This is a genomic window from Phytohabitans sp. LJ34 (assembly GCF_052068095.1).
Classification (GTDB): Bacteria; Actinomycetota; Actinomycetes; order Mycobacteriales; family Micromonosporaceae; genus Phytohabitans.
Window position 1 is genome coordinate 215,366 of record NZ_JBQHDG010000006.1, and the last position, 19,440, is coordinate 234,805.

At 73.5% G+C, this 19,440-nt stretch carries 15 protein-coding genes; 12 read left to right on the forward strand and 3 right to left on the reverse strand.

The genetic code is table 11. The features are described 5' to 3' along the window. Window positions 1–28: 28 nt before the first annotated feature. Both ACTMTJ_RS13185 and ACTMTJ_RS13190 read left to right on the forward strand, forming a co-directional pair. Window positions 29–1,111: a TetR/AcrR family transcriptional regulator C-terminal domain-containing protein gene (locus tag ACTMTJ_RS13185; protein ID WP_441216620.1), complete on the forward strand. Its 1,083-nt coding sequence runs from the start codon at window positions 29–31 to the stop codon at window positions 1,109–1,111. Window positions 1,112–1,291: 180 nt separating this feature from the next. Beyond that, window positions 1,292–2,299 (forward strand): RNA polymerase subunit sigma-70, encoded by a 1,008-nt coding sequence (locus tag ACTMTJ_RS13190; RefSeq protein ID WP_441216622.1) that lies wholly within the window; start codon window positions 1,292–1,294, stop codon window positions 2,297–2,299. A gap of 100 nt (window positions 2,300–2,399) precedes the next feature. On the opposite strand, the gene ACTMTJ_RS13195 is transcribed toward ACTMTJ_RS13190, so the two are convergent. After that, complete coding sequence (locus ACTMTJ_RS13195) at window positions 2,400–2,984, reverse strand: dihydrofolate reductase family protein (protein ID WP_441216624.1); 585 nt, start codon at window positions 2,982–2,984, stop codon at window positions 2,400–2,402. A gap of 171 nt (window positions 2,985–3,155) precedes the next feature. Here ACTMTJ_RS13195 and ACTMTJ_RS13200 point away from each other — a divergent pair, with 171 nt between their 5' ends. Beyond that, window positions 3,156–4,421 (forward strand): DUF1800 domain-containing protein, encoded by a 1,266-nt coding sequence (locus ACTMTJ_RS13200; protein WP_441216626.1) that lies wholly within the window; start codon window positions 3,156–3,158, stop codon window positions 4,419–4,421. A gap of 50 nt (window positions 4,422–4,471) precedes the next feature. Then, complete coding sequence (locus ACTMTJ_RS13205) at window positions 4,472–5,716, forward strand: DUF1501 domain-containing protein (RefSeq protein ID WP_441216628.1); 1,245 nt, start codon at window positions 4,472–4,474, stop codon at window positions 5,714–5,716. 56 nt (window positions 5,717–5,772) lie between these two features. On the opposite strand, the gene ACTMTJ_RS13210 is transcribed toward ACTMTJ_RS13205, so the two are convergent. Continuing rightward, a complete protein-coding gene (locus ACTMTJ_RS13210) occupies window positions 5,773–6,822 on the reverse strand; it encodes a winged helix DNA-binding domain-containing protein (protein WP_441216630.1) in 1,050 nt (349 codons plus the stop codon). A 65-nt stretch (window positions 6,823–6,887) separates the two neighbouring features. On the opposite strand from ACTMTJ_RS13210, the gene ACTMTJ_RS13215 reads away from it, so the two are divergent. Further along, on the forward strand, window positions 6,888–7,706 hold the full coding sequence (locus tag ACTMTJ_RS13215; RefSeq protein WP_441216632.1) for a cyclase family protein: 819 nt from the start codon (window positions 6,888–6,890) through the stop codon (window positions 7,704–7,706). A gap of 27 nt (window positions 7,707–7,733) precedes the next feature. Then, complete coding sequence (locus ACTMTJ_RS13220) at window positions 7,734–8,285, forward strand: GNAT family N-acetyltransferase (RefSeq protein ID WP_441216634.1); 552 nt, start codon at window positions 7,734–7,736, stop codon at window positions 8,283–8,285. Window positions 8,286–8,645: 360 nt separating this feature from the next. Here the strand turns inward: ACTMTJ_RS13220 and ACTMTJ_RS13225 are convergent, their stop codons facing one another. Further along, the gene (locus ACTMTJ_RS13225; RefSeq protein ID WP_441216636.1) at window positions 8,646–9,845 is read right to left on the reverse strand and encodes an SLC13 family permease; all 1,200 of its coding nucleotides are present in this window, start codon (window positions 9,843–9,845) and stop codon (window positions 8,646–8,648) included. Between the two features lie 132 nt (window positions 9,846–9,977). Here ACTMTJ_RS13225 and ACTMTJ_RS13230 point away from each other — a divergent pair, with 132 nt between their 5' ends. The 6 genes from ACTMTJ_RS13230 (at window position 9,978) to ACTMTJ_RS13255 (ending at window position 19,439) form a co-directional block, all read left to right on the forward strand. Beyond that, complete coding sequence (locus tag ACTMTJ_RS13230) at window positions 9,978–13,835, forward strand: P-loop NTPase fold protein (protein ID WP_441216638.1); 3,858 nt, start codon at window positions 9,978–9,980, stop codon at window positions 13,833–13,835. A gap of 206 nt (window positions 13,836–14,041) precedes the next feature. Continuing rightward, window positions 14,042–15,070 (forward strand): LLM class flavin-dependent oxidoreductase, encoded by a 1,029-nt coding sequence (locus ACTMTJ_RS13235; protein ID WP_441216639.1) that lies wholly within the window; start codon window positions 14,042–14,044, stop codon window positions 15,068–15,070. A gap of 219 nt (window positions 15,071–15,289) precedes the next feature. Beyond that, a complete protein-coding gene (locus ACTMTJ_RS13240) occupies window positions 15,290–16,195 on the forward strand; it encodes an ATP-binding cassette domain-containing protein (protein WP_441216641.1) in 906 nt (301 codons plus the stop codon). Beyond that, window positions 16,192–16,962: an ABC transporter permease gene (locus ACTMTJ_RS13245; RefSeq protein ID WP_441216643.1), complete on the forward strand. Its 771-nt coding sequence runs from the start codon at window positions 16,192–16,194 to the stop codon at window positions 16,960–16,962. The genes ACTMTJ_RS13240 and ACTMTJ_RS13245 overlap by 4 nt, the downstream gene beginning before the upstream one ends. A 240-nt stretch (window positions 16,963–17,202) precedes the next feature. Continuing rightward, entirely contained in the window at window positions 17,203–17,886 is a 684-nt protein-coding gene (locus ACTMTJ_RS13250; protein WP_441216645.1) for a response regulator transcription factor, read from the forward strand. After that, complete coding sequence (locus tag ACTMTJ_RS13255; RefSeq protein WP_441216646.1) at window positions 17,883–19,439, forward strand: HAMP domain-containing sensor histidine kinase; 1,557 nt, start codon at window positions 17,883–17,885, stop codon at window positions 19,437–19,439. Before ACTMTJ_RS13250 ends, ACTMTJ_RS13255 begins: the two co-directional genes overlap by 4 nt. Window position 19,440 lies beyond the last annotated feature (1 nt).

Genomic DNA, 19,440 nt, shown 5'->3' on the forward strand with positions numbered 1-19,440 from the left:
CATCTGTCCTAGCTCAGGGAGGTCGGCGGTGGCACTCGCGCCGTACCAACGGATCATCAGCGACGTGCGCGCCCGGATCGCCGACGGGCGGCTGGCACCCGGCGACCGCCTGCCCTCGACGCGACAGCTGGCCAAGGACTGGGGCGTCGCGCTGGCGACCGCGACCAAGGCGATGACCCTGCTCTGCCAGGAGGGCGTGCTGGAGGCCCGCCCCCGCTCCGGCACCTTCGTGGCGACCCCCGCCCCGGCACCCGCCGGGCCCCGGCCCGGCACCACGCCCGCCTCGGCACCCGCCCAGCCAGCGTCCGGCACCTTCGTAGCGACACCCGCCCCGGCACCCGCCCAGCCGGCGTCCGGCACGTTCGTGGCGGCGCCCGCCTCATCGCCCGCGCGGCCACCGGGCGTGGGCCGGCCGGCGAGCGGCCCGCGCTCCCCCGACGGCGACCTCACCCGCCAGCGGATCATCCGGGCCGCCATCGAGATCGCCGACGCCGAGGGGCTGGACGCGCTGTCGATGCGCGGCGTCGCGGCGAAGTTGAGGGTGGCCACAATGTCGACCTACCGGCACGTGGCCGGCAAGGACGACCTGGTGCTGCTGATGGCCGACGCGGCGTTCGGCGAGCTGGGCTACCCCGATCCACAGCCGGAGGGCTGGCGGGCGCTGATGGAGCGGGCCGCCCGCACCCTGTGGACGACGTTCCGCCGCCACCCGTGGCTCGCGCAGGTCACGCCCTTGACCCGGCCGATGGTGCTGCCCAACCTGCTGGCGCACAGCGAGCAGATGCACACCGCGCTCCGGCCGTCCGGCCTCGACGCCACCAGCCGCCTCGACGTGATGGTCATGTTCTACAGCCACGTCCAGGGCCTGGCCATGCAGCTGGAGCAGGAGACCCAGGCGCGGGAGGTGACCGGTCTCACCGACGAGGAGTGGATGGACCAGCGCACCCCCGTGCTGGAGGCGGTGGTCGCCTCCGGGCGGTACCCGGGCTTCGCCGCGCTCATGACCGAGCTCGGCGAGGAGGGCTACGACCTCGACCTGGACCGGCTCTTCGAGCTCGGCCTGCGCACCCTCCTCGACGGCCTGGCGGTCACCCTCGCGAAACGGCCGTGACGACCAGGCGGCGGCGCGCCGCCGGCAACGCCGGCTAACCGGACGCTTCCGAAGCCGTCACGCCGGCTACCGGATGACTTCGGCACGCTGAGGTGGCCAGCGGGTTCACCGATCAGAAATCCTTCGCCACGTCGTCAGTTCTTGGGTAGCCCCCTCGCACCGGTGGAAGGATTGCTGACCATGACCGACGCTAGACCGCTGGGCGCCGACGAGGCCACGTTCATCGCGGCGGTCCGCTCAGGCGATACGGCGCGGTTCGCGCACATCACCGAGCGCCACCGGCGTGAGCTGCACGTGCACTGCTACCGGATGCTCGCGAACTACGAGGACGCCCAGGACATGACGCAGGAGACGTTCCTGCGGGCGTGGAACAAGCGGGAGTCGTTCAAGGGCCACGCCGCGCTGCGGACCTGGCTGTACCGGATCGCGACGAACGTATGCCTCGACTTCCTGGAGAAGCGCAATGACCGCACACCCGTAACGTTCGAGCTGCCGGACTCCGACTCCGAGGTGGTGTACCTCCAGCCGTACCCCGACCGGATGCTCCCCGAGGACCCACAGGAATCGGTGGTGGCGCGGGAGACGATCGAGCTGGCGTTCATCGTCGCCGTCCAGCACCTGCCGCCCCGGCAGCGGGCGGTGTTCATCCTGCGCGACGTCCTCGGCTGGCCGGCGTCGAAGGCCGCCGACGCCCTCGAGCTGAGCGTCGCATCGGTGACTAGCGCACTGCAACGGGCGCGTGTGACGATGCGCGAGCGGCTGCCCGACCGCCGCCTCGACTGGCGGAGCCCCGCCACCCACGAGCTGTCGCATGACGAGCGCGGCGTGGTGAAGTCGTACATCGACGCCCACGAGCGCAACGACCTGGACGGGCTGACGTCCCTGCTCCGCGACGACCTGCGCTTCGCGATGCTGCCCGATCCGGGCACCGTGATCAGGACGGCCAAGGACGCGGTGGACGGCTGGGTCTCCGGTGGGCTCTTCCAGCGCGGCTCCGACGACTGGCGCGGTATCGCCACGACGGCCAACCGCATGCCTGCCGCCGCGCTGTACCTGCGCACCCCCGACGACCCGGAGTACCGGCTGTTCGCCATCGCGGTCCTGCACATCGTCGACGGGAAGATTGCCGAGCTCACCGGATTTGACGCCACCGACAAACCCTGGTTGGGCCTGCCGCCGACCCTGTGATCACACATATCCCCATCGTCGACAGTCCAGCGCACGAGGAAGGTGCCGGGAAGGTTCCCGCACAGCCGCGGGTCGCGGTAAGCACGCCAGGAATGACTGCTCATCGCCTCGTCTCGTATCGGGTCAGCAACACGCCGCCGGGAAACGTCCGGGTCTCCACCAGGGTCAGGTACACCCAGCTGTCCAGCGCGGTGAAGAACGGCGTGCCGCCGCCCACCAAGACCGGCACGGTGACCAGCACGTACTCGTCGATCAGCCCGGCCCGCATGGCCGCCCCGGCGAGCGTCGCGCCGCAGATGTCCATCGGGCCGGCGTCCTCGGCCTTGAGCCGGGTGATCTCGGTGACCGCGTCGCCGGTGACCAGGCGGGTGTTCCAGTCGACCGTGCTGATCGTCGAGGAGAACACCACCTTCGGCATGTCCCGCCAGCGGCGGGCGAACTCGATCACCGCCGGTGTGGCGCCGGGCTGCTGGTCGGCGGTCGGCCAGTCGGAACTCATCATCTCCCACAGCTTGCGCCCGTACAGCGCCAGGCCCGTCGCCGCCACCCGGTCGGACCACCACTGGAACAGCTCGTCGCTCGGCGACGAGTCCGGTCCATCACCCACACTCCAGCCGAGGTCGTCGCCGGGCGCGGCGATGTAGCCGTCCAGGGTCACATTCATGCCAAAGGTCAATTTCCGCATGGCGTCAGCCTCCCGTAAGTCGATCTCACAGGTACAGACGGGCGCGGCGCGAAAACTTAATCGGTGCGCACGCCGGCCCGGGATCCAGGACGGCGAAGGAAAGACGGCCGGCTACCCACCCCGAACCGGCGCCTTACATTCCTCGTACATCGGCCTCGTAGGGTCGGGGCGATGGCGGACAGAGCACAGGTCGCGGCGCTGCTGCGCCGGGCCACGTTCGGGCCGACGGCGGATGAGGTCGACGCCGCCGAGCGGGCCGGATACGCGACCACTGTGGACCGGCTGCTCTCCCCGCGAGTGGCGGACGCCGGGGCGCGGGCCACGCCGCCGCCGGACCTCGGCACCGACCCGGCGGCGGCGCTCACCCAGGACTCGAGCCGCGAGCAGCGGCAGCGGGCCCGCCAGGAGCAGCGCGAGCAGGTGCGGCGGCTGACCCTCTGGTGGCTCGACCGCATGGTCGCGGCCGGGGACCAGCTCGGCGAGAAGCTCGTCTTCTTCTGGCACGGCCACTGGGCGACGAGTGTCCAGAAGGTACGGTCGGCGGTGCTGATGCGCGGGCAGCTCGACACCCTGCGCCGCCACGGGCGCGGCGAGCTGCGCGACCTGGCCACCGCGATGGTGACCGACCCGGCGCTGATCCTGTGGCTCGACGGCCACCGCAACACCCGCAAGGCGCCCAACGAAAACCTCGCCCGCGAACTGATGGAGCTGTTCACGCTCGGCCCCGGCCACTACACCGAGGCGGACGTGAAGGCCGGCGCGCGGGCGCTGACCGGCTGGACGGTCGACCGGGCGAAGGGCACAGCCACCTTCGTCCGCCGGCGGCACGACCCGGCACCGCGGACCATCCTCGGCGAGACGGCGGCGTTCGACGCGCGGTCCTTCGCGGCGCTGCTGTGCCGGCAGCCGGCGGCGCGCACGTTCGTGGCCGGCCGGCTGTGGCGGCGCTTCGCCAGTGAGGCGGTGCCACCACCGGGCGACCTGGCCGGCACGGCCACGCTCCCCCTGCTGCGGGCCGTCTTCACCCACCCCGACTTCCCCGCCGCCGCCGGGCAGCACGTCAAGGAGCCGGTGGAGTGGGCGGTGGGCGCGATGCGGCAGCTCGGCGTGCGCCCGTCCGCCCTCGGCGCGCAACGGCAGCGGCAGCTGCTGGCCGGGCTCGACGCGATGGGCCAGGTGCCGCTGCGGCCGCCGAGCGTGGGCGGCTGGCCCGCCGGCGCGGCCTGGCTGACCACCTCTTCGCTCCAGGCCCGCGCGCGGTTGGCCCGGCTGCTGGCCGAGGCCGCGAAGGTCGAGCCGCCGGACGTGGACGGCCTCGCCCCGCTGCTGGCCGTCGACGGGTGGAGCGCCCGCACCGTGGCCGCGCTGGAGACCACCCGCGACGGCACCCGACGCCTCGCCGCCGCCCTGATCAGTCCCGAGTACACCGTCTGCTGACCCATCCCACGGCCAGTCCCGACCACACCGCCCGCCAAGGAGGATCCACGATGGACAGCCTGACCCGGCGGCGGTTCCTGCTCGCCAGCGGCGTCACCGGAGCGGCGGCGCTCGCGGGCGGCGCCGCCGCGTACACGCTGAAAGACATCCTCGCGACGGCGGGCGACCGGCCCGCGGAGGCCCGCACGCTGGTGCTGGTCACGCTCTACGGTGGCAACGACGGCCTCAACACGGTTGTCCCGTACGCCGACCCGGCCTACCACGACGCCCGACCGGACCTCGCCTACGGCGCGGCGGAAGTGTTGCGTGTGGACGGTGAGCTCGGCCTCAACCCGGCGCTGGCCGGCCTGCACGAGCTGTGGGGCGCGGGCTGCCTCGCGATCGTGCGCGGCGCCGGCTATCCCAAGCCCAACCGCAGCCACTTCCAGTCGATGGACATCTGGCAGACCGGGTCGCCGGACCGGCCCGGCACCACCGGCTGGCTCGGCCGCTGGCTCGACGCGAACGGCGCCGACCCCCGCCTCGCGGTCTCCTTCGAACCGGCCCTGCCCGTGCTGCTCGCCGGCGAGCGGGGCGCCGGCGCGGCCGTACCGGTGACCCGGCAGCTGGCCCGGAAGGCGCTCGCCGACCCGGTGCTCGCCGCCTTCGGCCAGCCGCAGCCGGGCGAGCCCGCCCTGCGCGCCCGCGCGACCGCCTGCTTCGCCGACCTGCTCGCGGTCGACGCGCTGGTCGCCGGCGCCCGCGAGGCCGCGGCGACCGAGGCGGACGACGACACCGAGGGCGCGACCGCGACGGGTGGCGCGACGAGCCCTCTCGCGGCCCAGCTCGACCTCGTCGCTCAGTGCGTGGAGGCGGGCGTGGCGACGCGGGTGTTCTCGGTGTCGCTGGGCGGGTTCGACACGCACGCCGACGAGAAGCAGGCCCAGTCGATCCTGCTCGGCCAGGTGGACAAGGCGCTGACCGCGTTCGCCGGCCGGATGGCCCGCACCGACGCCGGGCGGAAGGTGGTGGTGGCGGTGTACTCGGAGTTCGGCCGCCGGGTTCGCGCCAACGCCTCGGACGGCACCGACCACGGCACGGCGTCCGACGTGTTCCTGCTCGGCGCGGGTGTCCACGGTGGACTGTTCGGAGCTCGGCCGAGCCTGACCGACCTGGACGACGGCGACCTCAAGTACACGACCGACTTCCGCGACGTCTACGCCACGCTGCTGGAGCGGGTACTCGGCACCGACCCGGAGCGGGTGCTCGGCCCCTGGCCCGGCCGCCTGAAAGGGATCCTGGACACCACCGCTTGAGCGTCCTAGGAAGATAGGCCGTGCAAGCCCGCCGGCGCGGGGCGCACCGAGCCCACTCAGGAAGACAGGCCGAGCAAACCCGCCAGTGCCGCCGCCTCCGCCGCCACCTCGTCCCGCTCCCGCGGGGTCAGCGGGCGCAGCGGATCCACCTGGAGCCTGCCGTCCGCCACCGTCCAGGTCGCGGCGACCCGCCCGTCGACGAGGACGAACCGGGCGCCCTTCACGCTCAACCCGCGATGCTCCTGGTCGATGATCCGGCTCCGGTCGTCGAAGCCGAGCACCGCGTTGTCGAACGCGGGCAGGAACCGCGGCGGCGCCGGCGTCTCCGGGTCGGGCAGCGCGCCGTCGGGCACGTCGAGCAGCTCCCGCTTGCGCTCGTCGCGGAACACGCGCAGCCGCGGCCGCAGCCGCTCGACCGACTCGCGCAGCCCGCTCAGCCCGGACCAGGCGCGGATGTCGGCGCTCGCGGCCGGCCCGAACGCCGCCAGGTAGCGCAGCACCAGCGCGTCGACCGCCTCCGGCGTCTCCTGTCCCAGAGGCCGGCCGAGCCACGAGTCGAGGGTGACGTTGTGCGCGGCGCCGCGCCGGCCCCAGAGGCCGCGGGGTGGCACCTGCACCAGCGGCACTAGGCAGCTGAGCGCGTCGCCCAGGTCGCGGGCGGCCACCCCGGGCCAGCGGTCGGCGATCTCGCGGGCCGCCTCGGTGAGCATGCGCGGCTCCCCCTCGAACAGCGGGCGCCCGTGTGCGGCCAGCACCGCCAGGTCGACGCCGGGCAGGTTGCGGCGCAGCGTCGCCCACATGCGCGCGACGAGCATCGACTGGTGCACCGGGCGCAGCGCGAGCGCGTCGGCGGCGGTGACCACGTGGAGGGTGCGGCGCATCAGCAGCGTGCGGACGGCGGCGCGCTCCTCGACGAGCTTGGACAGCTCCAGCGGGTCGAAGGCCGCCAGCCGGCTCCACAGCCCCACGAACGGCTCCTGCGGCTCCTGCGCCTGCAACCCGACCAGCCACTCGAGCGCCCCGGCGGCGCTCATCTCGTGGCGGCGCAGCAGCAGCTGGCGGGCGAGCAGGGCCCGGTTGAGGGCGCGGTTGTCCAAGACGATCACGCGCGTCACGGTAGCGCGGAGGTCCGACAGGGCGTTAAGTGACAACGGCAGAGAGGAGCACGCGAATGTGTACCGAGGAATGTCTCAAGCAGGCCTCCCGCGGCGGCGCCCTGACCCGGCGGGCGGCGCTGATCGGCGCGGCGGCGATCGCGGCCAGCGCGACCATGGCCGAGCCGGCACGGGCGTCGGCCGCCCACCGGGGCGGGCTGCGCGACCTCACCTACCCGCTGACCACCACCTTCCCCGCCTTCGCGCCGGGCGAGGAGGCGAGCCGGCGCACGTTCGTGACCATCGAGGAAAACGGCTACTACATGCAGGAGTGGCGGATCCTCGAGCACTACGGCACGCACGTCGACGCGCCCGGCCACTTCACGCCCGGCGGCCGCCTCTCCACCGAGATCCCGGCGTCCGAGCTCGTCACGCCCGCGGTGGTCATCGACATCGCGGCCCGCGCCGCCCGCGACCCGGACACGACGGTCACCGTCGACGACATCAGGCGCTTCGAACGCCGGTACGGGCGCATCCCCCGCGACGCCGCGGTCCTCATGTACTCCGGCTGGGGCGCGAAGGTCGGCGACCCGGACGCCTACCGGGGCACGGACGCGGCCGGCGTACTGCACTTCCCCGGCTTCAGCCCGGAGGCGACCGAGTGGCTGCTGCGCCACCGCCGCATCCGCAGCCTCGGCGTCGACACGCTCAGCATCGACCCCGGCACGTCGTCCACTTTCGACACCCACCTGATCCTGACCGGCGCCGACCGCTACGGCGTGGAAAACCTCGCCAACCTGGACCGGCTCCCCAGGACCGGCGCGACCGTCTTCGTCGGGCTCATTCCGTTCCAGGAGGGCTCCGGCGGCCAGGCCCGCGTCCTGGCCACCTGGTAGGCGCGGCGGCTCGCTAAGATCCACAAAGTGTTCCGACCCGCCTACCCCATCCACACGCGACGGCTGACGCTCCGCCCGTTCACGATGGGCGACCTCGACCCGCTCTGGTCCTACCAGCGGTTGCCGGAGGTGGCCGAGCACATGCTCTGGGACCCCCGCGACCTGATGCAGGTCAAGGTCGCCCTGGAACGGATGGTCAAGGAGGACCGCCTGGCCCACGAGGGCGACTGCCTCAGCCTCGCGCTCGTCGACCGGGAAAGCGGCGTGGTCGCCGGCCAGGTCGAGCTGGTGTGGCTCAGCGACCGCCACCGCCAGGGCGAGATCGGCTACGTGCTCAACCCCCGCTACCAGGGCGCCGGCCTCGCCACCGAGGCGGTACGCGAGGTGCTGCGACTGGGCTTCGAGGGGCTGCGCCTGCACCGGATCATCGGCCGCTGCTCGGCCGCCAACGCCGGCTCGGCCGCCCTGCTGGAGCGGGTCGGCATGCGCCGCGAAGCCCACTTCCGCCAGAACTCCTGGGTCAAGAACGCCTGGCGCGACGAGTACGTCTACGCCATCCTCCGCGCCGACTGGACCTAGCTTTCTGGGTCACTGCCCGTCGTGACCTTACTTCCAGGCAGGTTTGCCCACGTCCGCGTCACTTGCGGACCGTATGCTCCCGCGGGCACCGCTCCCGGCCGGCGGCTCGTATACCGAGCCGAAACCCCCGGCCGTCCACTGCCAGGCTCGCGGGACAAGCCCCCGAACGGTCTTCGCGGGACACCCCGATCACCGGCATCTCCCCCACCCTCGCCGCCGATCAAGGCCCCGCGCCCGCACTCTGGACACCACGTGCGAACGGGCGCCACACGCCCTGGACGACGATGCCGCGCGGGGCTCAGAGTGAGTGGCATTGGGTCTGGGCCACGACGGACAGTGAAGCGGTAGCTCAGATCTGTGTCAGGAGACGAGGAGGGCGGCGACCGTCGCGGCAAGGACCACGACGGCGGTCACGGCGCTGGTGGCGACGAAGCGGGGCCACGGCACGGACACGCCGGCGGCGCGGCAGCGCTCGGCCCACAGGAGGGTGGCCAGCGACGCCCACGGGGTGATCAGCGGGGCGACGTTGGTGCCGATGAGCAGGCCGAGCAGCTGGGTGTGGTTGCCGGTGGGGATGACCGCCTCCCCGGCCACGTACGCGGGGAGGTTGTTGAGCACATTGGACAGTGCGCCGCCGGTGGCCGCGGCCCGCACCACGCCTTCGGTGCCCGGGTCGGTGCCGATCAGCGTGGACATCCAGTCGGAGAGGCCGTGCCGGCCGACGGTGTCGACGACGAGGAAGAGGCCGGTCACGAAGACCAGCAGGCGCCACGGGACGAGGCTCCAGGAGAGCTCGCCGCGGTCGAACACCAGGAAGGCCACCACGAGCCCGGCCGCGCACACCGCCGAGACCACGTAGATGCTCAGGCCGACCACGATGCCGGCGATGAAGACGGCGCAGGCGGCCGAGGCGGCCAGGAAGACCACGCGGTTGTGCGGGCGGAACGGCGCGGGCGGCTCGTAGCGGGCCGGGTTGCGCCGCCAGTAGAACACCCACAGGCTGGCGGCGACCACGACCACCGCGGCCGCCTGCGGCAGCGCCATCCGCGCGGCGAACTCGAGCGGTTCGAGGCGCACCCTGTTCATGGCCAGGAGGTTGGTGAGGTTGGAGACCGGGAGCAGGAGACTGGCCGTGTTGGCCAGCCAGACGGTGGTCATGGCCAGCGGGAGCGGGGCGAGGCCGGCGCGGCGGGCGGTGGCGATCATGACCGGGGTGAGCAGCACCGCGGTGGTGTCGAGGTTGAGAAACGTGGTGGTGAGCGTGGCGAAGAGCACGGCGAGCAGGAAGAGCACGGCGTTGTGACCGCGGGCGAGGATGGTCAGCCGCACCGCGATGACGTCGAAGACCTGTGCCCGCGCGGCGAGCTCGGCCAGCACGATCACCGCGCCGAGGAAGACCAGCAGCGGGAGGATGCGCTCGCCGGTCGCGCGGGCGTCGCGCCATGGCAGCAGCCCCACCGCGACCGCGAGCAGCCCCACCGCGAGCAGGCCGATCCGGAGCCAGTCGAGGAGCGCGAGCCGGCGGGCGGGGTGTTTCGCGGCACCCTCCTGGACCTGCACGTACGGAATGATCACACACCGGCGCGGACCCCCGCAGGGGTGTCCTATGTGTCGGTAAGCCGACAGGGAGCGGGGACATGAAGGTCAACACCGGAAGATATTGGTACTGATTACGCCATGTACGCGACGGGGATGCGAACGATCATGACGCAGGCCGCCACCTCCCGGCTCGCCGGATCGGTCCACCACATGTGCTTCGTGACGGTCGGCGGCGAGTCGGTGCTGGTCACCGCGCGCAACCAGGGGCTGGAGCTGATCGACTCGGCGGACGGCACGCCGCTGCGGGTGATCGCCCCGGAGCGCATCGTCACGGCGGTCGCCGCGCTGCCCGTGCCGCACGGTGACGACGTGCTCCTCGCCGGCGCCTCCGACGGCACCCTCTGGGGGTACGACCCGGTCACCGGCGACGAGGTCTTCCACCACGAGCTCGGCGCCGGCTCGGTGCGCGACCTGGCGATCTACCCGACGCCGGACGGGCCGGCCGTCGCCGCGATCCTCGACAGTGGACTGCACGTGTGGCTCCCCGGGGGCGGCCCGCCGGCCCGGCTGCCCGACCCGCCGGAGCGCGAGGCGAGCCGCCTGTTCAAGGTCTGCTCGTACACGGCCGGCGACCGGCGCTACGTGGCGTGCGCGTACACGGACGGTTTCGTCGCCACCTGGGAGCTGGACCGGCCGGAGGCGGTGCCGATCGCGCAGCAGGCGCACGAGGGCCAAATCTGGTCGCTGATCGCGACGCAGGACGGCGACGGCGCGTCCATCGTGGTCAGTGGCGCGGCCGACCGGCGGATGCGGGTGTGGGGCGAGCCGGCCGGCGGCGCGGGCGAGCTGCGGGCGCGCGAGTCGTTCGTGGCCGACGGCACCATCCGCCGCCTCGGGCACGTCAGCGACAAGCAGACCACGATGCTCGTGTCCGCCTCGGCCACCGGGCTCGTCGCGCTGTGGCGGCTCGACGGCTCCGCCGACCGGCCCGAGCTGGAGATCAGCCGGCACGGCAGCGAGGTGTGGGCGCTGGCCTGCATGACCACCTCCGACGGCGTCGTGATCGCCTCCGGCGACATGAATGGCGACGTCCAGATCAAGCACCTCAGCACCGCCCTGCTCGACGAGGACACCATCGAGGGGATCTTCCAGACCGACACCACGATCTGGGCGGTCGCGCACGGCGACACCGTCAACGGCCCGTACGTGGCCTGCGCCGGCGTCGACCAGGTGGTCAGCGTCGTCGACCCGGCCGGCCGCCGGGGGCCGCGCGCGCTGCGGCGGCACACCAGCACGGTGCGCGCGCTCACCGCGGCCGGCGACCGGGAGCGGCCGCACCTGGTCAGCGGCGGCGCCGACCACCGGGTGCTCGACTGGGACCCGGCCACCGGCGAGCTGCGCGCCGAGCTGCCGATGGGGCACCAGGGCGAGGTGTGGGCGCTCACCACGCTCCGCGACGGCGACCAGCTGCACCTGGTCAGCGGCAGCGCCGACGGCACGGTCCGGATGATCGCGCTCGACGCCGAGGCACCCGAGGTGCGCGTGATCGCCACCGACTGCGGCGAGGTCAACGCGGTGATCCCGGTGGAGGCCGAGGAAGGGCCGCTGGTCGTCATCGGCTCCGGCAAGGGGCTGCGCGCCGTATCCCTGCGCGACGGCGGCTCGCACCCGGTCGCGCTGGCCGCGGTGAGCGTCGCGTGCGGCGTGCGGGACACCGGCCGCGACCTCGTCGTCGCCGCCCTGCACGACGGCCGGGTGCTGCTGGTCGACCCGATCGCCGGCGCGACGGTGTCCCGGTTCGCCGTCTCGCACGACGCCGGCCAGGTGCGCGCGCTGGCCACGGTCGAGGTGGGCGGCACCACGTTCGTGCTCGGCGGCTGCGACGACGGCCGGGTCGTGGTGTGGCACATCGACGGCACGCTGGTCGGCAACCCGGTGCGCGGCGGCACCGCCGGCATCCGTTCCATGGACATCGTGGCGCTGGCCACCGCGGAGGGCGAGGTGCGGCCGCGGGCCGCCGGCGGCGTCCGGTCGGGCTTGCTCACCGCCGGCCACGACGGCGCGGTGCGGCTGTGGCCGATCACAGTGGACAGTCCACTTCGCTCCGGCGGCTCGGTCGGGCGGGGCGTGCGGCCCGCCTCGATCCTGCTACAGGACCAGCCCACCGAGCGCGACTACCTGGCCCGCAACGCGCTCGTCGAGACGCTGCACGACGCGCTCGCCTCCCCGCACACCAAGCCGCCGGTGGTGGTCGGCGTGCACGCGCCGTGGGGGCAGGGCAAGTCGAGCCTGCTGCGCCAGCTGCGCGGCCGGGTCGACCCGTGGACCGACGCCGGCTCCGCGGAGCCGAGCCACCGCCTGGTGGCGACCCCGCGGGCCCGGCGCTTCGGCCGCGGGTCGACGGACGTCCGCACCCACCTCACCCGGGCCTGGGCGTGGCGGCAGATCCACCGCTCCGGCGACCACACCGCGCCGCTGGAGTACGAGATGCGTCCCCGCGAGGCGACCGGCGCGGGCGCGATCTCGGTGTGGTTCAACCCGTGGATGTACGAGCGCACCGACCAGATCTGGGCCGGCCTCACCCGCGAGATCCTCATCTCGGTCACCGAGCGCCTCGCCAAGCCCGAGCGCGAACGCCTCTGGTTCGACCTCAACCTCCGCCGCACCGACCCCAACGCGCTGCGGCGGCGGATCGTGGCCAGCTACGTCCCGCGCAGCCTGTGGGGGCTCATCGCCCTGGCGCTGCTGTTCTTCCTGCTCGTCGTGGCCGTGGTCTCGATGGGCGTGGCGGCCATCAACCACCCGACCGTCGCCGCGCTGCTCGGCCCGAGCACGCTGCTCATGCTGACCGTGCTGCTCACGATCGCGCAGCTGACGAAGGGCTCGTTCAAACACGTCCACGGCTGGGTGGCGCCCGACGAGCTCAACAGCCGCGCCGGGCCCGAACACGCCTGGAAGGGCGCCAACGACCCGCTCTCCTCCACCGACCGCGGCTACCTCTACATGCTCCAGCACGACGTGGCCGAGGTCGTCGGACTGGCCACTAGGGACAGTCCACTGTACGTGTTCATCGACGACCTCGACCGCTGCGGCCCGGCCATCGTCGCCGACACGATCGAGGCCATCAACCTGTTCCTCAACAAGGCTTTCGGCCAGTGCGTCTTCGTCATCGCCCTCGATCCGGCGACGGTGGCGGCACACCTGGAGACCGCCTTCCAGGACATCGACCGGCGCGCGGTCGACGACCCGGCCAGCTTCGGGCACCTGCGGCACACCGGCTGGCGCTTCATGGAGAAGATCATCGACCTGCCGATCCGGCTGCCGCGGGTGCCGGACACGGCGCTGAGCGCGTACCTCGACCAGCTGCTCAACCCCGTCACGGTGGCGCCGCCCGCGCCCGCACCCGCCCCGGCGCCGCCCACGCCCGCGGTGCGGCCACCGCGCCAACGCTCGGTGGCCCGGCGCCGGGTCGCCGCCACCGAGACCGCGCCACCCGCCACCACGACGGTCGAGCTCGTCATCATGCCGGACACCCCGACGACCGCGAGCAGCGTCGCGACGGTGGGCGAGCTCGAGTCCCTCCCCCCGGTACGCGACGCGCTGCGCGCCGCCGTGCTCAGCCTGCCCGGCCGCAATCCCCGGCAGACCAAGGCGTTCATCAACCTGTGGCGCTTCTACATGGTGCTCGACCACCGGATGGGCCTGTTCAGCCCCAGCCTCCTCGCGATCGAACGGCACAGCATCGAGATGGCCCGCCTCGTCGAGCTGATGGTCCGCTGGCCCTACCTGCTCGACCCGCTCGGCGAGCGCGCCGAACGCCCCGGCGACGCCCGCAACAACCTCGACAGCCTCCTCGACACCTGCGCCGAGGAGGACGAGGTGTGGGCCGAGGCGGCCAGCGCGGTGCGGCTCGACCCGGACGACCGCGCGGTCCACGGCCTGCGCGAGCTGCTGCGCCGCGCCCGCCCGCAGCGCGAGGTCTTCAGCTCCATCGCGAACCGCTATCTCTGACACATGTCCCGGGTCCGCGTCAGCGGCGGACCGCCGCTCCCGCCGGAGACCGCGGCGGCCGGCGGCGAGCTGGCGCTCGCCGAAACCCCGGCCGCCGCTGCCAGGTCCGCGGTGCAAGCCCCTTCCGTGACCAGCGGTCTCGACGCACGCACCGCGACGGAGGCTACGATGGCCGCGCGGTGGCGGACGAGCCCGGGGAGGCACCTTTGCGTACGGGCATCGTGGTCGCGGCGCGCCCTGGTGTGGAGCAGCTCGCCGTACAAGCCGAAGAGCTGGGCTTGAGCAGCTTCTGGGTCTACGACACCCCGATGGTCCACGGCGATCCGTTCGCCGCTCTGGCCTTGTGCGCGAAGGCCACCAGCCGCATCAGACTCGGCATCGGCGTGACGTCGCCGGCGTTGCGGTCGGCACCGGCCGCCGCGAGCGGGTTGGCCAGCCTCGACGCGCTGGCACCGGGCCGGATCATCTGCGGCGTCGGCACCGGAAACTCCGCCCGGCGCACCCTGGGGATGCCGCCGACCACAGTGGCCGAGCTCGAGACGTTCACCGCGTCGCTGCAAGATCTGTGCGCCGGCCGTCCGACCGGCTACCGCGAGGGTGACCGGGTCCGCGACATCCGGTTCCCGCGCGCCGCCGCCCCCATCGAGTTCGTGGTGGCCGCGCAAGGGCTGAAGGCCGCCGCCGTCGCCGGCCGTCGCGGCGCCGGCCTGCTCTCCTTCGCCGTCCTGGATCCCGCGGCCTGGCGCGCGTTCGACGATGCCCGCCGAGAAGCGGCGCAGGCCGCGGGCACACCTGTGGACGGCGACACCTATCTGATGACCTCGCTCCACCTGCTCGGCGACAGCGAGGACCCGTACGGCGCCCCGGCACGGGACGCGACCGGCCACACCGTCTTGTCCTTCCTGGTCTTCGCCGCCGACAAACCCGCCTTCGCCGAGACACTCGGCGCCGAGGAACGTGCGGCCGTGCGGCGCCTCCTCGACCGGCGCGGCACCACGGCCACCGCGCCGGACCGGTACCAGGCGCTCTACGCAAACTACCTGGGGCGCGTCGCTCCAGCGGAGCGAGACCTGGTGCTGCCGTCGCTGGTGGACAGACTCACCCTGGTCGGCACCCGGGACGACCTCCTCGCCCGGATCGCCGCCATGGAGGCGGCCGGGATCGACGAGCTCGTCATCCAGCCGGTAGTCGACCCGCCCACGGAAATAGCCGAGATCGCCAAGCTCACCGCCTGACCGAAGTGTTCGCCGACCCCGCGTTGGCGTCGGTGCGGCGCTGAAGTTTTCCTGTGTATTTCGGGCGCACCGGTCGTGGGAAGGCTCGCTGGTCGAGCCGGCGAGGCGCGGGCGCGGGCGCGGGGTCACGGGCGCGGGGGGTCGCGGGCGCGGGGCGCTCTCAGAAAGCTCACAGAAGCTCCCCGGAGCCGGCCATCTCGGCCCGCCACCATCGGCGGCATGATCGAGCTGCGAGGGTTGACCAAACACTTCGGCCGCGCCATGGCCGTCGACGACCTCACGTGCACCGTCACACCCGGGCAGGTGACCGGTTTCCTCGGCCCCAACGGCGCCGGCAAGACCACCACCATGCGCATGATCCTGGGTCTGGACGCACCCACCAAGGGCACCGTGACCGTGCGTGGCCGGCGGTACGCGGACCTGCCCGTACCCATGCGCGAGGTCGGTGCCCTGCTGGACGCGCGGGCGGCGCACGGCGGCCGCACCGCGTACCACCACCTGCTCTGCCTCGCCCAGAGCAACCGTATCCACAGGCGCCGGGTCGACGAGGTGCTCGGCCTGGTCGGACTTGAGGCGGTCGCCAAGAAGCGGGTGGGGCGCTTCTCGCTGGGCATGAGCCAGCGCCTCGGCATCGCCGCCGCGCTGCTGGGCGACCCGGCCGTGCTGCTGTTCGACGAGCCGGTCAACGGCCTCGACCCGGACGGCATCCGCTGGATCCGCAACCTCATGCGGGACCTGGCCGCCGAGGGGCGCACCGTGCTGGTGTCCAGCCACCTGATGAGCGAGATGGCGCTCACCGCCGACCACCTGGTCGTGATCGGCCGGGGCCGGCTGATCGCGGACACCGCTCTGGACGCGTTCATGCGGGACAGCGCCGACCCGGCGGTGGTCGTGCGCACCAGGGAGGCGGCGACGTTCGCCGACCGGCTCCGCGCCGCCGGCGCCGCCGTCCGGCGCGACAAGGCCGACGAGCTCGTCGTGTCCGATCTGGACAGTGCCGAGATCGGCCGGCTCGCCGCGCTCGACGGCGTGCCGCTGATCGAGCTCACCCCCCGCACCCAGTCGCTGGAGGAGGCGTTCATGGCGCTGACCCGCGAATCAGTCGAGTTCGGAGTGGAACGATGACCGGGATCCTGCTCTCCGAGTGGACGAAGCTGCGCTCGCTCCGCTCCACCGCGTTCACCCTGCTCGCCCTCGCGGTCCTCGCGATCGGGCTCGGCGTGCTCATCAGCTCCGGCGCGGGTGCCGGGTACGCGGAGCTGCCCGAGGCCGAGCGGGCGGCGTTCGACCCCACGCAGGTGAGCACGCAGAGCTACCTCGCCGCGCAGCTGGCCCTCGGCGTGCTCGGGGTGCTCGTCATCAGCGGCGAGTACGCCACCGGGATGATCCGCACCAGCCTCACGGCGGTACCCCGGCGGGCCCGGCTGCTCGCCGCGAAGGCGGCGGTCTTCACGGCGGTCGCGCTGGTCTCCGGGCTGGTGGTGGGTTTCGGGGCGTTCCTGCTGGGCCAGGTCACGCTCGCCGGCACGGACGCGCCGCACACCACGCTCGCCGAACCGCACGTGGCACGCGCCGCCGCCGGCGCCGGCCTCTACCTGGCGGCGATCGGCCTGCTCGGCGTCGCCGTCGGCACGATCGTGCGGTCCACAGCCGGCGGGATCACCGTGTTGGTAGCGGTCACACTGCTGGTACCGGCGTTCGGCCAAGGGCTACCCGGCGGGTGGGGCGAACGCCTCGTGCGGTGGTGGCCGACCACCGCCGGTTCGCGGGTGATGACCGTAAAGTCGGATCCGGACCTGCTCGGACCCTGGGCGGGCTACGGGGTGCTCTGCGTCGCGGTGGCGGCCACGCTCGTGGCGGCGTTCGCGGTGCTGCGTGCCCGCGACGCCTAGGGCCGGAGCCCTGGGTGCGGGCGCCATCCCGGGGCGGGCACCACCCGGGCGCGGGCACCACCCGGACAGGGCCGGAGCCCGGGCGCGGGCACCACCCGGACAGGGCCGGAGCCCGGGCGCGGGCGCCACCCGGACAGGGCGCCACCCGGCGCGGGCGCCACCCGGCGCGGGCGCCACCCGGCGCGGGCGCCACCCGGGCCGGCGCGGAAGGTGACACCGGCATCAAGAAAGCGAGGACGGATGGACGGCGTGGCGCGACTGCTGGTGGTGGACGACGAACCGACCCTGCGCGAGTTGCTGTCGGCGACGCTCCGCTTCGCCGGCTTCACGGTCGCGTCGGCCGCCACCGGCGCCGAGGCCCTCACCGCGGCCGCCCGCCAGGCGCCCGACCTCGTGCTGCTGGACATCATGCTGCCCGACATGGAGGGCTTCGACGTGGTGCGGCGGCTGCGCGAGCGGGGGCGGCCGGTGCCGGTGCTGTTCCTCACCGCCCGGGACGCGCCCGAAGACAAGATCAACGGACTGACGCTGGGCGGCGACGACTACGTGACCAAGCCGTTCGACCTGGAGGAGCTGATCGCCCGCATCCGCGCGATCCTGCGGCGCACCACCGGCGCCGGCGGCGACCTCACCGTCGGCGACCTCACCCTCGACCCGGAGGGCCGCCAGGTAACGCGGGGCGGGCGGCCGGTGCGGCTGTCACCCACCGAGTTCCGCCTCCTGCACTACCTGATGGCGAACGCGGGACAGGTTGTCCACAAGGCCCGCATCCTGGACGAGGTCTGGCGCTACGACTTCGGCGGCGACCCCAGCATCGTCGACACGTACATCAGCTACCTGCGCCGCAAGGTGGACACGAGCGAGCCGAAGCTCATCCACACCGTGCACGGCGTCGGGTACGTGCTGCGGAAGCCCCGCCCGTGAGGCGCCTGTCGCTGCGGGCGCGGCTGCTGCTGATCTGCGTGGCGCTGCTCGCGGTGGGTTTCACGGTGAGCGGGGCGGTGGTCTCGGAGGTGTTGCGGGGCCACCTGGTCAAGCGGGTCGACTCGCAGTTGACGCAGCTGACCACTCTCCTGTCCGGGGTGTCGCCGGCCGCCATCCCCGGCTTCGATCCTGCGGTCCTGCCGGCCGAGCTGAGCACCCGTCTCGACCTCGTCGACGGGATCGAGATCGTGTACCTGCGCGCGGACGGCGGTGTCGAACGCGTTATGCACAACGCCGGAACGGGCCGGCCGGACCTGCCCCGGCTGGACGCGGCGGGGGTGGCGGCCCGGGGCGGGCACCCGTTCACGGTGGCCGATGTGGACGGTGGGGCGGAGTGGCGGGTGGTGGCGCTCCCCCGCTCGGCAACGCCGCTGCTGGGCGAGCCTCCGCCGCCCGGCGCCGGCATCGCGGTGGCCGCCTCGACGTCCACTGTGGATGGCACGCTCACCCGCCTGCGCGTGGTCTGCCTCGTCACCGGGCTCGGGCTGGTCGCGGTGCTCGCGGTGGCGGGCTGGTTCGCGATGCGCGCCGGCTTGCGGCCGCTACGCAGGATCGAGCAGACTGCGGCCGCCATCGCGGTGGGCGATCTCTCCCGGCGGGTGCCGGACGAGGCCGCCCCGGGCACCGAGATCGGGCGGCTCGCCGCGGCGCTCAACGGCATGCTGGGCCAGATCGAGGCCGCGTTCGCGGCCCGCGCCGCGTCGGAGGCGCGGATGCGGCGCTTCGTCGCGGACGTGAGCCACGAGCTGCGCACGCCGCTGTTCGGCATCAAGGGCTTCACCGAGCTGTACCGCATGGGTGGCGTCGCCGGGGAAGTCGAGGTAGGCCTCACCATGGCCCGGATCGAGAGCGAGTCGGCGCGGCTGGCCCAGCTGACCGAGGATCTGCTGCTGCTGGCCCGGCTGGACGAGGGCGACGCCGGCCTGCCGCTGCACCGCGCGCCGATGGACCTGCGCACCCTCGCCGCCGACGCCCGCCGCGACCTCACCGCGCTGGACCCCACCCGCACGGTGACGGTGACCGGTCCGGGCGGCGCGGGTCCCGCGGGTCCGGCGCCGGTGAGCGGCGACGAGGCACGGCTGCGCCAGGTGGTCGCCAACCTCGTGGGCAACGTGATCGGTCACACCCCCGCCGGCAGCCCGGTCCGCATCGGTGTGGGTATCGCGGACGGCGCGGCGGTGCTGGAGGTGGCCGACAGCGGCCCGGGCCTGGCGCCGGCGGAGGCCGAGCGGGTCTTCGAACGCTTCTACCGCGCCGGCGAGTCCCGCAGCCGCACCGCCGGTGGGGGCGCGGGCTTGGGCTTGGCGATCGTCGCGTCCCTGGTGGAGGCCCATGGCGGCACGGTCGCGGCGACACGGCCCGAGGGCGACGACACCGCCTCTGCCACGCGGCCCGAGGGCGACGACACCGCCTCGCCGACGCGGGCCGACGGCGGCGGTGCGCTCTTCCGGGTCTCGCTCCCGCTCCTCCACCCCCAACTGGGTGATCGCTGAC